Source organism: Actinoplanes solisilvae, from assembly GCF_003999975.1.
Classification (GTDB): Bacteria; Actinomycetota; Actinomycetes; order Mycobacteriales; family Micromonosporaceae; genus Actinoplanes; species Actinoplanes solisilvae.
The window spans coordinates 1-13979 of the sequence record NZ_RJAC01000049.1 but is presented as its reverse complement, the minus strand read 5'-3'; the positions used below and the strand labels follow the sequence as shown (position 1 = coordinate 13979).

Sequence of the window (13979 nt, the reverse complement as noted above, 5' to 3'; positions counted from 1 at the left end):
GGCCTGTTTCAGGGTCGGGACGCGCCGACCGGGTGATGAACCGGTGGCGGGTCGTTGTCGAGGACGGGCTGGGTGGGGTGCAGGGCGAACACGGCGGCGCGGACGTCGCGGATGATCGCGTCGACCTCGTCGATCTGGGCCTGTACCGCACTGCGGGTGGGCCCTTCTTTGGAGCGCGACACGGCAGACTGCAACTCGAGTCCGTGGCGGAACAGGCGTTGGATGACGTGGTGGCGTAGGTCCTCGCCGATGCGCTCGCGGTCGTCGAGCAGGTGCACCTGCTCGCCGTCGGCGCGGACTTGGCTCAGGTGCAGGGCCAGCCCGGCGTGTGCGGCGACCGCGGTGATCAGGTCCTTGTCGAGTTGGTCGAACGGCTCGGTATCCGGTGCGCGGGAAACGGTGAGGGCGCCGTTGACGCTGTCGTCGGCGCCGATGAGCGGCACCGCGATGGTCTCGCCGATCGGGCCGATCGGGCCGACCGGGCAGTCGGCGGTCGCGCGCGGATCGGTGAGCGGGTCACCGATGACAATCATTTTCCTTGCGGTGATCGCGGCGCCGCCGGCCGAGTCCGCCATCGGGATGAAGGCACCGGTCCGGGGTTGATCAAGGTCGCCTTCGGTGACGGCCAGGCGCAGCAGGTCGGGGTCGTCGGTGGGGACGCTGACGCTCGCGGCGACCCCACCCAGCGTCTGCCGGGCGTGGTGGACCAGTTGTTTCAGCACTTCGTCGGTGTCGGTGCCGGCGAGCAGCTGGGTACTGATGTCGACCATCGTCGTCTGCCAGGTGTGCCGGCGCCGGCTCTCCGACAGCAGGGTGGCGTTCTCGATCGCCGCCGCGGCCGCGGTGGCCAGTGCCTGTACCAGTTGTTCGTCGTCGTCGGTGAACTCGGCGGCGCCTTGCTTGTCGGTCAGGTACAGGTGGCCGAAGATCCGGCCGCTGATCTGGATCGGGACGCCGAGGAACGACCGCATCGGCGGATGGTGCTCGGGGAACCCCGCCGAGGCACGGTGCTCGGCGATGTTCGCCAGCCGTAGCGTCTGGGGATGCTCGACCAGCAGGCCGAGTAGTCCCTTGCCGTCGGGTAGGTGACCGACCGCGGCTACCGTCTCGGTGTCCATCCCGGTGTGCACGAACCGGGCCAGGTGTCCCCGGCTGACCATGCCGAGAGCCGCATAGCGGGCGTCGACCAGCTCCCGCGCGGCCTCGACCACGTGCCACAGCACCTTGTCGAGATCGTCGGCCCGCGCCACCGCCAGGAACGCGCGCAGCAGCCCCCGCAGCCGGCCCTGCGAGCCCTGCACATCACGTACCCGCAGCAGCAACTGATCGAGGAGTTCGTCGAGTTCTAGCCGAGCGACCTGGGAGAACGTCACGTCTCGGGCAGGATCGTGGTCGCCTGATACGGCGTGACGCTGGAGCTTGTCATCGGTCATAAGGTTGCGCATGCCGTTAACCGCCCTGACCACCGGCATCGACGCCGGCGAGTCGCGCTGAGTTTGACAGGTCACGTTCGCGCTGGGCAGCCGCCCGATCCGGATCTTGCCCAGGGCATCGCCGGGGTCTTGGGCAACGGCCCCATAGTACCGCCGACACGCCGGCTACCGTCCGCACACCGAACCGAAGAAACTTCAGATGTCACATTCCGTGACAACAGACAGGACGGGTCCCGCGTACCCCGCACCCGGAGGAGGCGGCGGCCTCACCGACGACTGCTGTCACGGCGCTGTCCTGGGCGGCGGACCTGGCACGTCCGCGGGCGGACCGGCCCAGGTCAGCAACTCGGCGACGCGACGGGCCACCGGCTTCACCATGGCGGCCACCTGCGGGGTGAGCTCGACGCCGAAGCCGAACTCGCGGCCGGAGACGGCGATCACCATCAGCCGGTTGGGTAACCGATCGAGGACCCTGGCCAGTGCCACGGTACTGCCCAGACCGATGCCGTGGGAGCTGGCAGCGGTGTTGACGTCCAGGCCGTTCACCTCATCGAGAACCAGCTCATACGCACGGCCCGGTGTGTCGCCGCCGTCATGGACGGCGTCGACCACCACCGCCAGGTCGGCGCCGGCCCACAGGTCCAGCAGCCGGGCCGGTTCGCCGTCGCTGAGGCGCAGTTCGAGGCCGGCCAGCCCGGGGTCCCAGTTGCCGCGGTCGGCGAGGGCCGCGACGACGAGAGGGCCGAAGCCATCGTCGCGTCGGTACTCGTTGCCGACACCGATCACCACCCGGCGTGCCGCGGACACGGCGGTCATCCCCGGTCCACGGTCAGATCGAGGAAGTGGGTGGCGCACGAGATACACGGATCGTAGTTGCGGATAGCCTGCTCGCATTCCCGGGTTAGTCGCTCGTCGTCGAGGTCGAGCCGGGCTCCGACGAACCGGCGCAGGTCGTCCTCGATGGCGGCCTGGTTCTGTGAGGTGGGCGGGACGATCCGGGCCGAGGTGACCAGTCCGTCGGCGTCCAGGCTGTATCGATGGAACAGGATGCCGCGCGGCGCCTCGGTGGCGCCGTAGCCGACGGCCGCCCGCGCGGGCACGTCCAGGTACGGTTGCGGCGGCGGCTCGTATTCGTCGATGAGTCGCAGCGCCTCCTCGACGGCGTATACCGTCTCCACCGCCCGCACGATGATGCTGCGGTACGGGTTGCGGCAGTCGGCTCCCAGCCCGGCGGCGGTTGCCGCCTGGGCCGCCAGCGGCGACAGCCACTGCCGGTTCAGCGTATAACGGGCCGCCGGCCCGGTCAGGTAGGCGCCGCGACCGGCGAGGTGGGCGTGCAGGGCGGTGGAGTGCGGCACGTGCTCCTCGATCACGTGCTCCTCGAACTGTTGCGGGGTGAATCCGGGCCTGCTCGTGGTGGCGATGGTGCCGGACTCGATGGCGTACCGGCCCGGCGTGGTCAAGGCGAGCAACTCGTGATCGTGTTGGAAGTCGGGAAAGTCGAATCCGGCAACCCATCGCACGGTGTCGAGTGCCTGGTGCAGGGCTGTGCGTAGGCGGTCGCGCAGCGGGATCAGTTCCCGGGGCGACGGCGTGCGGTAGAAGCCGCCAACTCGCACATTGACCGGATGGATGGCCCGGCCACCGAGTAGTTCCATGATCTCGTTGCCGGCCTTCTTCAGGGCCAATCCGCGTTCCACGAGGTCACGGTGGTCCTTGGCCAAGTCCAAGGCGCTGGGATAGCCGAGGAAGTCGGGAGCGTGCAGCAGGTAGATGTGCAGGACGTGGCTCTCGATCCACTCGCCGCAGTAGAGCAGGCGGCGCAGCGCCGCGATCGAACCGCCGACCTCGATGCCGCAGGCGTCCTCGATCGCCGCGCAGGCGCTCATCTGATACGCCACTGGGCAGATCCCGCAGATCCGGGCGGTGATGTCGGGGGGTTCGGTGTGCCGGCGGCCGCGCAGCAATGCCTCGAAGAAGCGGGGCGGTTCGTAGATCTCCAGGCGTACCTGGTCGACCGCGCCATCGCGGACGCGGACGTGCATCGCGCCTTCGCCTTCCACCCGGGCCAGGGAGCGGACGTCGAGCGTACGGTCGGATCGGTGGGTCATGTCGGCTCCCCCGGGACGTCATACGGGCCGGCTGCGGGCGGCGGTCCGACGGTGACCTGCGACAGGTCGATGAACGCCGAGGTGTTGAAGGTGCGGTAGGCGCGTACCACGTCGTCCTCGGACATACCGGTGGCCCGCAGCAAACCGGCCTGCGCGGCGGCGTTGGGGGTTTCCATCGGGCCGAAGCAGCCGTAGCAGCCCCGGTGGTGCGCCGGGCACAACGCGCCGCAGCCGGCGCGGGTGACCGGTCCCAGGCAGGGGGTGCCGTGGGCGATCACGACGCAGACGTTGTGGCGTTGTTTGCATTCGAAGCAGACGCTGTGCGCGGGGATGTTCGGCTTGCGGCCGACCAGCAGTGCCGTGATGACTTCCAGTAGTTGCCGGCGGTCGATCGGGCAGCCGTGCAGTTCGTAGTCGACGTCGATGTGCGCGGCGATCGGGGTGGAGGTGGCGAGGGTGGAGATGTAGTCGGGCCGGGCGTAGACCAGTGCGGTGAACTCGTCGATGTCGGCGAAGTTGCGCAGCGCCTGGACGCCGCCGGCGGTGGCGCAGGCACCGATCGTCACGACGGCGCCGGACAGCTCGCGGACCCGGTGGATGCGTTCCACGTCGGCGGCCGTGGTGATCGAGCCTTCCACCAGGGATACGTCGTAGGGGCCGGGTTCGATGGTGCGGCTGGCCTCGAGGAAGTGGGCGATGTGCACCCGGTCGGCGACCGCGAGCAGTTCGTCCTCGCAGTCGAGCAGGGTCAGCTGGCAGCCGTCGCAGGAGGCGAATTTCCACACGGCCAGGGTGGGTCCGGGGCTGGTCATCACAGCTCCCGCACCGAGATCAGCGGCTCGGAGTGCGCGTAGTCGATCACCGGGCCGTCGCGGCAGACCAGCAACGGGCCGAGTTGGCAGTGCCCGCACCAGCCCACCCCGCACCGCATGTTGCGCTCCAGCGAAACCCGCACCCGCGGGGCCGGGACGCCACGGGCGATCAGCGCCTGCGCGGTGAACCGCATCATGATCTCCGGGCCGCAGACGAACGCCACGGTCCGGTCCGGGTCGAAGTGGGCCGGCGGGATCAGGGTGGTCACGACACCGACCTGACCGGTCCAGCCGTCTGCCGGCTGGTCGACGATCACCGCCACCTCCGCACCGGCGGCGGAGATCTTCGCCATCTCTTCGCGGTAGAGCAGATCGGCGGGGGTGCGTCCGCCGATCAGCACCACCACCCGGCCGTATCGTGGGCGGTCGGCCAGCACCGCGTGCAGGACCGGCCGCAGCGGCGCCAGCCCGATCCCCCCAGCGACGATCACCACGTCGTGGCCCACTGCGGAGGCCACATCCCAGGTGGTACCGAACGGTCCGCGCGCGCCGATCACGTCGCCGGGCCGGGCGGCGTGCAGCGCTCGGGTCACCGCACCGACTGCCCGCAGTGTGTGCACCAGCCGTCGGGCCCGGCCCTGTTCCGGCGTCGCGATCGCGCTCACCGAGATCGGCACTTCCCCGATCCCGTACGCGGTGAGCATCGCGAACTGTCCGGGCGCGAACCGTTCGAGCGGGACGGCGTCGGGTTCGATGGTGAGCGTCACCGTGTCGGCGGTGTCGGTGTGCCGGGCGATCACCCGGTACGGTTGCGGCACCGCCGAGCCGGCTTCGAGGGCCGGCGCCCGGGCGCTCACGATCTTCCCGCCGGCGCCGGCGTGGCGTAGAGGTCGAGCAGCCGCAGCCGGGTGGCCTGCAGGCGCTCGGTGATGACCGGCGTGAACAGGCGCAACATCGCATAGCCGAACGCCGGGTCCGTGTCGCACCGGCCACGAACCGCGGCGGCGGCGAAGACCACCGCCTGAACGGGTGACCGTGTCGCCGCGCCGAAGCTCCAGCGGTATGGCGGGTGCAGCCAGGACCAGCCGACGACCGTGCCCGCGCCCAGAGTCTCGATCACCTGATCACCCCGACCCGGAACCCGCAGGTCCAGGGCCACGCTGCCATCCTCGATCAGCCAGAACCGGTCCGCGTCGCCGCCCTCGCCGAACAGCCGTTTTCCCGCCGGGTATCGCACGAGCCGGCCTTCGGCGCAGAGTTGGCGTAACAGCCGAGGCGCCAGCCCGGCGAAGAACGGCAGCGCCGACACCCGGTCGGTGAGATCCGCGCTCACATCGTCTCCTCCGTGGGGGCCGCCGTCATCTGCAGAAGCGACAGCGCGGCCACCTCCTGGGTGATGTCGATCCCGGTCGGGCACCAGGCGATGCACCGGCCGCAGCCGACGCACCCGGACGAACCGAACTGCTCATGCCAGGTGCCGAGCTTGTGACTGATCCACTGCCGGTAGCGGGACTGCCCACTGGTGCGCACGCTGCCACCGTGCAGATACGAGAAGTCCAGGTCGAAGCATGAATCCGAGCGCCGCCAACGTTCCGAGTGGTCACCGGTGAGGTCGGTGACGTCCTCGGTCGTGCTGCAGAAGCAGGTGGGGCAGACCATGGTGCAGTTGCCGCAGGTCAGGCAACGTGAAGCCACATCGTCCCAGTGGGGTGACTCGCGGCTGGCCGCCAGCAGCTCGGGCAGGCCGCCGGCCGGCATCGACCGGCTCATCATCGACGCGGCCCGCGCTACGGCGTCGGCGGCGTGCGACACCGTCGCGTCGTCGGCCGGCCGTCCCGGCAGGATGGACAGGATTTCGGCCCCGGCCGGTGTGCCGGCACGTACGACGAACCGATGATCGCCACCGTCGACCAGCTCGGTCATGGCGAGGTCGAAGCCCGTGTCCGCCTGCGGGCCGGTCCCCATCGACGTGCAGAAGCAGGTCGCGCCGGGTTCCGTGCACTCCACGGCGATCACGAGGTTGCCGTCGCGGCGTCCGGCGTACTGCGGGTCCGGCTGCTTTCCGCCGGCCAGCACGCGGTCCAGGATGCGAATGGCCGCGATGTCACACGGACGGACGCCGAGCAACGCGTACCGGGATCGTTCCACTGCTTCGGTTATCACCACACCGTCAGGCGTGCGGTCCGCCGACCACTGTTTCTCGTGGGCCGGCCGCAGGATGTCCTTCCACGACTGTGGTCCGGCCGAATGGCCGAACGCCGCCCTGTCGCCGCGGGCACGCAGCCGATATCGGCCCGCTTCGGTCTCGACGCCCCAGCCATACGGCAGTTCAGCGGCGGACGACAGTTCGGCCAGCATGATCGCCCCGTCACGGGCGGTGGGCCCGACGACCGTGTAACCGCGCTTGTGCAGGGCTTCGAACAACTCGGCCAGCGCCGCCGCACCGATTATCACGGGCGGCGTCGAGCCTTCGTGCCTCTCCAGCGGCATGACGCGGCCCTCAATGACCCGTAGCCGAAATAGCTGACACCCGGCCCGCCTGCAGGAGCCGGTTCACCTTCTTCGCGTGCTGCTTTTCTTTCAGCGTCTTGCCTCTCTTCTTCTCGTGTCCCTTCCGCGGAGACTTCTCGGACATGACGGCTCCTTCACTATGAGTCCTGCGACCATGGACTTGGCGTGCCCGCCGTACGGATCGTTCCGAAGCGGCTGGTCGCCTGTTGTATCGCCGCCAGATAGCCGGCGCGTTCGTATGCCGGACCGTCCACGGTGTACGGGAGGCTCAGCCTGCCACGGACCTGGCCCACCGCGGTGAATCCCTTTCGGCCCATCCACGCGCTCAGGTCGTCGAGCAGCACCCGTGCGTGCTCGGGGCCGTGGCGAAGCAGCGCCGAGGCGGTCATGACGACGTCGGCGCCGGCCAGCAGGTACGCCGCTACGTCGCCGGCATCCTCGACCCCGGTGGTGGCCGCCAGCGAGGCCGTCACCCGGTTGCGCAGCATCGCGATCCAGGAGCGAGGCATCCGTGCCTCGGCTCGGCTGGACAGCTGCACACCGGTGGTCACGGCGAGGGTCTCCGGGTCGATGTCGGGCTGCATGAAGCGGTTGAACAGCACGAGGCCGTCCGCGCCAGCTTCGGAGAGGCGGCGTGCGATCTCCCCGGTGGAGCTGAAGTACGGGCTGATTTTCACGGCGACTGGGAGGCTCACGACTGATTTGACCCGGGTGAGGATGTCGAGGTGGCGTTGTTCAACCTCGAGGCCACCGATCTCCGGGCTGCCGGGCAGGTAGTAGATGTTGAGCTCGATCGCGGCCGCGCCGGCGTCCTGCATCGCGGCCGCATGGTCGACCCAACCTGTCGCGGTGACGCCGTTGAGGCTGGCGATCACGGGGATGTCGACCGCTGCGACAGCGCGGCTGAGCAGGCTCAGATACTCTCGCGAACCGACCTCGACATCGGCGGCGGGCGGTAGGTAGGTGAGCGATTCGGCGAAACTGTCGATACCGGCATCGGCCAACTGGGCGTCACGGTCGGCTTCCCAGCGCAGTTGTTCCTCGAACAGCGACGGCAGCACGACCGCGCCGATGCCCGCGTCGGCGAGCCGTTGGACGCCGGCGACGCTCCGCGAGAGTGGCGAGGCGGACGCGACCAGCGGGTTACGCAGCCGCAGGCCGAGGTAATCGGTGCCGAGGTCCATCAGCCGGCCCTGCTCGCGTCGGCGGGGAACCGTTCGGCGCCCCGCGCGGCCATCTCCTCGTACACCTGCCAGCGCTGGTCCACCGCCTCCTGAGCCAGGGCGTGCAACCGGTCCGCCTCGACCGGGTCGGATTTGGCCAGCAGGCGATAGCGCAGCTCGCGCTGGGTGTAATCGGACAGTGGGATGCGGGCCCGTGGCGAGTCGAGAAGGAACGGGTTGCGGCCCGCCGCGCGCAGCATCGGGTCGTAGCGGATCAAGGGCCAGTATCCGCTGGCGACGGCTCGGTACTGCTGGTCCATCCCGGTGCGCATCTCGATGCCGTGGGCGATGCAGTGGCTGTACGCGATGATCAGTGACGGCCCGTCGTAGGCTTCGGCTTCCCGGAAGGCCCGCAGGGTCTGCTGCGGATCGGCGCCCATCGCGACGCGGGCGACGTAGACGTTGCCATAGGCGATGGCCTGAAGGGCGAGGTCCTTCTTCGCTGTGGTCTTGCCGGCAGCGGCGAACTTGGCGACCGCGCCCAACGGCGTGGCCTTCGACATCTGGCCCCCGGTGTTGGAGTAGACCTCGGTGTCGAGGACCAGGACGTTGACGTTGCGGCCGGTGGCCAGGACGTGGTCGAGCCCACCGGACCCGATGTCGTAGGCCCAACCGTCGCCGCCGACCAGCCAGACACTGCGGCGGACCAGGTGGTCGATCACACTGAGCAGGTCGGCGACCACCGGATCGGACTGCTCCAAGCAGGCCAGCCGACCTCGCAGCCGCGCGACGCGTTCGCGTTGAGCGGCGAATTCTGACTCGCGACGTTGCGGCGCGCTGATGAGCGCGTTCACCAGGTCGATGCCGACCACGTCGCGCAGCCCGGTCAGCCGCTGGTGGGCCAGGCGCAGATGCAGGTCGGCGGCCAGCCGGAAACCGAGCCCGAACTCGGCGTTGTCCTCGAACAGCGAGTTGGACCAGGCCGGCCCGCGTCCGTGGGCGTCGGTGGTCCAGGGGGTGGTGGGCAGGTTCCCGCCGTAGATCGAGGAACAGCCGGTAGCGTTGGCGACGATCAGCCGATCGCCGAACAGTTGCGACAACAGCTTGAGGTACGGTGTCTCGCCGCAACCCGCGCAGGCGCCGGAGAACTCGAACAACGGCAGCAGGAACTGGGTGCCGCGCACTGTGCCGAAGTCGACACTGGAGCGGTCGTTGACCGGCAGTTTCTCGAAGAACGCCAGGTTCTCGCGACCGGCCTCCAACTGTGGCTGCCGGGGCGCGAGATTGATGGCCTTACGGGCGGGCTCGGTGGGCGCCTGCGACGGGCAGGCCTCCACACACAGGCCGCAACCGGTGCAGTCCTCGAGGTAGACCGCCAGCGTGTAGGACGTGTCCGGAAGGCCTCGAACCTCCAGCGGCATCGACGGGAAGCCGGCCGGTGCCGGCTCCAGCCGGCTCTGGTCGTAGAACTTCGACCGGATGACGCTGTGCGGGCAGACAAAACCGCAATTGCCGCACTGGATGCACAGGCCAGGATCCCACAGCGCCACCATGTCCGTGATGTTGCGTTTCTCGAACGCCGTCGTGCCGCTCGGATAGGTGCCGTCGACCGGCATCGCGCTGACTGGCAGGTCATCGCCGTGGCCGGCCATCATGACCGCGGTGACGTCCCGGACGAACGGCGGCGCGCCGGCCGGCACGGTCGGCGGCCGCCCACGGGTGGCGGTGACCTTGCCGGGCACTGTGACCTGGTGCAGCGCGGCCAGGGCCCGGTCGACCGCGGCGTGGTTGCGGGCGACGACGTCGGCGCCGCGCCGGCCGTACGTCTTGGTGATCGAGGCCTTGATCGCGTTGATCGCCTCGTCGCGTGGCAGCACGCCGGAGATGGCGAAGAAGCAGGTCTGCAGCACGGTGTTGGTGCGTCCGGGGATGCCGGCCTCGGTGGCGACCCTGTCCGCGTCGATGGTGAAGATGTCGATGGCCTTGGCCAGGATCTGCTCCTGCACCGGGCGTGGCAGACGCGCCCAGACGTCGGCTGCCGGATCGGCGCAGTTGAGCAGCAGGGTCGCGCCGGGCGCGGCCCGGTCCAGGACATCGACCCGTTCCAGCAGGCCGATGTGGTGACAACCGACGAACCCGGCCTGGGCGATGAGGTACGGCGCCCGGATCGGCTCGGGGCCGAAACGCAGGTGGGACACGGTCTGTGAGCCGGACTTCTTCGAGTCGTACACGAAATAGCCCTGCGCGTGCCGGCCCGGATCCGTACCGATGATCTTGATTGTGTTCTTGTTGGCGCCGACCGTGCCGTCCGCGCCGAGGCCGAAGAAGACCGCGCGCACCGTCTGCGGGGATTCGATGTCGAGCTCGCGATCGTAGGGCAGGCTGGTGCCGCTGACGTCATCGATGATCCCGATGGTGAACCGGGATCGGGGGCGGGCGCGGGCCAGTTCCGCGAAGACCCCGGCGGCCATGGCCGGGGTGAACTCCTTCGAGCCCAGGCCGTAGCGGCCACCGATGATCAAGGGCAGCGTCGGCCGGTCACCGGCCGAATGCGCTTCGGCGAGCGCAGTCACCACGTCGAGGAACAACGGTTCGCCGAGTGAACCGGGCTCCTTCGTCCGGTCGAGCACCGCGATCCGGCGCACGCTCGCCGGCAAGGCGGCCAGCATCGCCGCCGCCGGGAACGGCCGGTACAACCGCACCTGCAGCACACCGACCTTGTCGCCTTTCGCCCGCAGGTGGGCCACGGTTTCCTGGACGGTTTGCGCGCCAGAACCCATCAGTACCAGGACCCGTTCCGCGTCGTGGTCCCCGATGTAGTCGACGACGCCGTACCGGCGCCCGGTTCGCGCGTGCAGCTCCCGCATCGCCTCGGCCACCGCGTCGGGCACCGTCGCGTAGAACGGATTGACCGTTTCGCGTCCCTGGAAGTACACGTCCGGGTTCTGCGCGGTGCCGCGGATGAACGGCCGTTCCGGCGACAGCGCCCGGCCGCGGTGCGCCCGAACCAGGTTCACCGGCACCAGGGCACGCAGGTCGTCGTCGGAGAGCAGCTCGACGGTGTTGAGCTCATGAGACGTGCGAAAGCCGTCAAAGAAATGTATGAACGGCACCCGAGTCCGCAAGCTGGCGGCCTGCGCCACCAACGCCAGGTCGTGTGCCTCTTGCACCGACGCGGAGGCCAGCAACGCGAACCCGGTCGCCCGGACCGCCATCACGTCGGAGTGGTCACCGAAGATCGAAAGACCCTGTGCCGCGAGCGAGCGGGCCGCCACATGCAGCACCGCCGGGTTCAGCTCACCGGCGATCTTGTACAGGTTCGGGATCATCAGCAGCAGGCCTTGCGAGGCAGTGAACGTGGTGGTCAGCGCGCCGCTCTGCAGCGCGCCGTGCACTGCGCCGGCCGCACCCCCCTCGCTCTGCATCTCCACCACGGTCGGCACCGTGCCCCACACGTTGGTCCGCCGCGCGTTGGACCATTCGTCGGCCAGCTCCGCCATCGCCGAGGACGGGGTGATGGGATAGATGCAGCACACCTCGTTGAGCCGGTAGGCCACCGACACCGCGGCCTCGTTGCCGTCGATCGTCGTCCGGGTCACTGATCTGCCACCCCCTGCTGCTCCGGGACCATCTCGATCGCGTGGACCGGGCACTGGTCGTGACACTCGGCGCAGCCGGTGCAGCGGTCAAGGTCGATCCGGTACCGGTTGCCGGCACCGAGCTTGATGATCGCGGTCTCCGGGCAGGCGCCCAGGCAACCGTCGCATTCGAAGCAGTTGCCGCACGACAGGCATCGACCAGCCTCATAGGTCGCCTGCTCGCCGTCCAGGCCGCCGACCACCTCCGTGAAGTCGGCGATCCGCGCGGCCGGTTCGAGCTCGACCTGGTCACGACGGGGAGCGGCACCGAAATACCAGGGATGCAGGCGGTCGAACGTAACCACGTCGTGCTTGGCCGGCCGGGTCACCACCGCCCGGCGCAGGTAGGCGTCGATGTGCCGGGCGGCCTTCTTGCCGTGTCCGACACCAACGGTCACCGTCCGCTCGCTGGGCACCATGTCTCCACCGGCGAACACGCCCGGGCAGCCGGTCATCAGCGACGGTGACACCACCACGGTGCCGTCCGCGGTGAAATCGACCCCGGGCACCCGGTGCAGGAAACCGGCATCGGTGGTCTGCCCCAGAGCCAGGATCACGGTGTCCGCGGCCAGCGTCTCGAACCGGCCAGTGCCCCGCGGCCGCCCGGACCGGTCCAACTCCATCACCTCGACGGTCAACTCGGGGCCGTCGACCGCGGCGATCGTCCGTAACCAGTTGATCCGGACCCCTTCACGCTCAGCGTCCTCGGCCTCTTCGGGGTGTGCCGGCATCTGCCCGCGGGTACGTCGATAAACAATCAGCGCCTCCTCCGCACCCAATCGCCGCGCCACCCGTGCGGCGTCCATCGCGGTGTTCCCGCCGCCGTAGACCGCCACCCTCCGGCCGATCTCCGGCCGCTCCCCGGAGGCGACGCTGTGCAGGAACGACACCGCGTCGACGATCCTTCCGGCCTCGCGGGCCGGGATGTCGACCCGTTTCGACAGGTGTGCGCCGACCGCGACGAACACGGCGTCGAACCCGCCGTCGCGTTGCTCCGCGGCCAGGTCGGTGACCTGGTGCCCGCAGGTGATCCGCACCCCGAGCGCGGCGATCCGGTCGATCTCGCCGGCCAGCACGTCACGCGGCAGCCGATACGCCGGAATGCCGTACCGCATCATCCCGCCGGGCTCATCGCTCGCGTCGCGGATCTCGACGGCGTGCCCGAGACGCGCCAGATGATACGCGGCGGACAGGCCGCTCGGCCCACCGCCGACAACGAGCACCCGGCGTCCACTCGGCGCGGCCGGCGGGTCGAAGCACCACCCGCGTTCCAGGGCGAGGTCGCCTAGGAACCGCTCGACCCCGTGGATCGACACAGCACTGTCCAGCTCGGCGCGGTTGCAGACACTCTCACAGGGGTGGTAGCACACGCGCCCGTGGATGGCCGGCAACGGATTGTCCTGAACCAGCACCCGCCAGGCCGCCTCCGGTCGGCCCGCGTGGATCTGCGCCAGCCAGGCCTGAATGTTCTCCCCGGCCGGGCAGCCGGCGTTGCACGGCGGCAGCAGATCCAGGTAGACCGGCCGGCGGCTGCGAACCGGACCGGCACCGGCCTGCCCGTCCAGCAGGTCGGGCAAGGCGGCGACATCACGCCTGGGCTCGTTCGGTCCACCGGTTGTCATGTCGGCCTACTTTCCGACGGCCGCAGAGGGGACCACTACGACCGGACACGGCGCCCGCTGCACACAGCCGGGCGAACCGTCGACACCGACGACGATCCGGGCAACGGTCTCGGTGACCTCAGCTGGCATGCCGACCTCCGTGACGTTGACGGCGCTGCCGGGGCGTCGATCGTTTGTCGGCTACCACCTCAGCGCCATCCCCCCAGCATGTATGGTGCAGGGCCGAGCAGGCAGGGCCGAACGGCCCCCAACGAGCGCCCGCCTCCGCATCAGACAGGTCCCGGTTCACGCGTCAAACGTGTGCTGCAGGAGGTTCTGCAGCCAGGCGCGCTGCCATAGCGCCACCGTGACGAGGGCGATGTCGATCGTCAGGCCGAAGACCAGCTGCCGGTCCCAAGAATGCAAGCCGACGAAACAGCGGTGACCCATGTGATCCGGAGGCGACGTGGTTCAGACGGGCTGAACGGCGTTCACAAGAACAGGCGGGACGAGATCATCCGCCCCGGTCGTCTTTTTGACCGACGGGCACGTTCAGGCTGGTGACGTCGGAGATCGCCGGGGTCGGGAGATCTAGTCCTGGACTTCGCACATGCTTTGGAGTGAATGCCCGTCACTCTGATCATGATCGATGTGTTGGTCTGGGTATGGGTGTGACAGGTGCTCCACGTCGTAGTGCTGTGCGTCCTCGT

11 protein-coding genes are annotated in these 13979 nt (G+C 69.3%); all 11 read right to left on the bottom strand.

What is annotated here, in order from left to right:
• Positions 1 to 8 precede the first annotated feature (8 nt).
• The 11 genes from EER30_RS45505 to EER30_RS45460 all read right to left on the bottom strand — a co-directional run bounded on the left by EER30_RS45505 (position 9) and on the right by EER30_RS45460 (position 13290).
• Positions 9 to 1445, bottom strand: a complete 1437-nt coding sequence (locus EER30_RS45505; RefSeq protein ID WP_164842770.1) for a GAF domain-containing protein — start codon at positions 1443 to 1445, stop codon at positions 9 to 11.
• A gap of 270 nt (positions 1446 to 1715) precedes the next feature.
• Complete coding sequence (locus tag EER30_RS45500; protein WP_127509211.1) at positions 1716 to 2249, bottom strand: hydrogenase maturation protease; 534 nt, start codon at positions 2247 to 2249, stop codon at positions 1716 to 1718.
• Positions 2246 to 3544: a Ni/Fe hydrogenase subunit alpha gene (locus tag EER30_RS45495; RefSeq protein WP_127509208.1), complete on the bottom strand. Its 1299-nt coding sequence runs from the start codon at positions 3542 to 3544 to the stop codon at positions 2246 to 2248. Before EER30_RS45495 ends, EER30_RS45500 begins: the two co-directional genes overlap by 4 nt.
• A complete protein-coding gene (locus EER30_RS45490; RefSeq protein WP_127509205.1) occupies positions 3541 to 4356 on the bottom strand; it encodes an NADH-quinone oxidoreductase subunit B family protein in 816 nt (271 codons plus the stop codon). Before EER30_RS45490 ends, EER30_RS45495 begins: the two co-directional genes overlap by 4 nt.
• A complete protein-coding gene (locus EER30_RS45485; protein ID WP_127509202.1) occupies positions 4356 to 5213 on the bottom strand; it encodes an FAD/NAD(P)-binding protein in 858 nt (285 codons plus the stop codon). The genes EER30_RS45490 and EER30_RS45485 overlap by 1 nt, the downstream gene beginning before the upstream one ends.
• The gene (locus EER30_RS45480; protein ID WP_205650712.1) at positions 5210 to 5689 is read right to left on the bottom strand and encodes a cyclic nucleotide-binding domain-containing protein; all 480 of its coding nucleotides are present in this window, start codon (positions 5687 to 5689) and stop codon (positions 5210 to 5212) included. The genes EER30_RS45485 and EER30_RS45480 overlap by 4 nt, the downstream gene beginning before the upstream one ends.
• Complete coding sequence (locus EER30_RS45475) at positions 5686 to 6846, bottom strand: 4Fe-4S dicluster domain-containing protein (protein WP_127509199.1); 1161 nt, start codon at positions 6844 to 6846, stop codon at positions 5686 to 5688. The genes EER30_RS45480 and EER30_RS45475 overlap by 4 nt, the downstream gene beginning before the upstream one ends.
• A gap of 10 nt (positions 6847 to 6856) precedes the next feature.
• A complete protein-coding gene (locus EER30_RS49550; RefSeq protein ID WP_255437196.1) occupies positions 6857 to 6991 on the bottom strand; it encodes a hypothetical protein in 135 nt (44 codons plus the stop codon).
• A 13-nt stretch (positions 6992 to 7004) separates the two neighbouring features.
• Positions 7005 to 8051, bottom strand: coding sequence for a dihydroorotate dehydrogenase-like protein (locus EER30_RS45470; RefSeq protein ID WP_127509196.1), 1047 nt, complete (start codon positions 8049 to 8051; stop codon positions 7005 to 7007).
• A complete protein-coding gene (gene nifJ, locus EER30_RS45465; RefSeq protein ID WP_127509193.1) occupies positions 8051 to 11629 on the bottom strand; it encodes a pyruvate:ferredoxin (flavodoxin) oxidoreductase in 3579 nt (1192 codons plus the stop codon). The genes EER30_RS45470 and nifJ overlap by 1 nt, the downstream gene beginning before the upstream one ends.
• On the bottom strand, positions 11626 to 13290 hold the full coding sequence (locus EER30_RS45460; RefSeq protein ID WP_127509190.1) for an NAD(P)-binding protein: 1665 nt from the start codon (positions 13288 to 13290) through the stop codon (positions 11626 to 11628). The genes nifJ and EER30_RS45460 overlap by 4 nt, the downstream gene beginning before the upstream one ends.
• Positions 13291 to 13979: the final 689 nt, after the last annotated feature.

Coding starts and splice junctions, on each gene's coding strand:
- EER30_RS45505 (WP_164842770.1), bottom strand. CDS start 1,445: ATGCGCAACCTTATGACCGATGACAAGCTCCAGCGTCACGCCGTATCA.
- EER30_RS45500 (WP_127509211.1), bottom strand. CDS start 2,249: ATGACCGCCGTGTCCGCGGCACGCCGGGTGGTGATCGGTGTCGGCAAC.
- EER30_RS45495 (WP_127509208.1), bottom strand. CDS start 3,544: ATGACCCACCGATCCGACCGTACGCTCGACGTCCGCTCCCTGGCCCGG.
- EER30_RS45490 (WP_127509205.1), bottom strand. CDS start 4,356: ATGACCAGCCCCGGACCCACCCTGGCCGTGTGGAAATTCGCCTCCTGC.
- EER30_RS45475 (WP_127509199.1), bottom strand. CDS start 6,846: ATGCCGCTGGAGAGGCACGAAGGCTCGACGCCGCCCGTGATAATCGGT.
- EER30_RS49550 (WP_255437196.1), bottom strand. CDS start 6,991: ATGTCCGAGAAGTCTCCGCGGAAGGGACACGAGAAGAAGAGAGGCAAG.
- EER30_RS45470 (WP_127509196.1), bottom strand. CDS start 8,051: ATGGACCTCGGCACCGATTACCTCGGCCTGCGGCTGCGTAACCCGCTG.
- EER30_RS45460 (WP_127509190.1), bottom strand. CDS start 13,290: ATGACAACCGGTGGACCGAACGAGCCCAGGCGTGATGTCGCCGCCTTG.